The sequence below is a fragment of the Bradyrhizobium sp. LeoB3 genome (assembly GCF_055456055.1).
In genome coordinates this window covers 1-274 of sequence record NZ_JBVBEF010000457.1, presented here as the reverse complement: position 1 = coordinate 274, position 274 = coordinate 1, and the positions used below count along the sequence as shown (strand labels likewise).

Annotated in this window: 1 protein-coding gene; it reads left to right on the top strand. The window is 63.1% G+C overall.

The features are described 5' to 3' along the window. On the top strand, nucleotides 1–274 hold a 274-nt coding region (locus tag ACZXDY_RS46695), incomplete at both ends, for a M16 family metallopeptidase (protein ID WP_464350130.1).

Genomic DNA, 274 nt, shown 5'->3' with positions numbered 1-274 from the left:
GGGTCGGCGGCAATGAGAACGCCTTCACCTCCACCGACTACACCGGCTATTTCCAGCGCGTGCCGCGCGAGCAGCTCGGCAAGATGATGGAGTTCGAGGCCGACCGGATGACCGGCCTGATCCTGCAGGACGAGAACGTGCTGCCGGAGCGCGATGTCGTGCTGGAAGAATACAACATGCGCGTCGCCAACAATCCGGATGCGCGGCTCACCGAGCAGATCATGGCGGCGCTCTATCTCAACCATCCCTATGGCCGTCCGGTGATCGGCTGGCA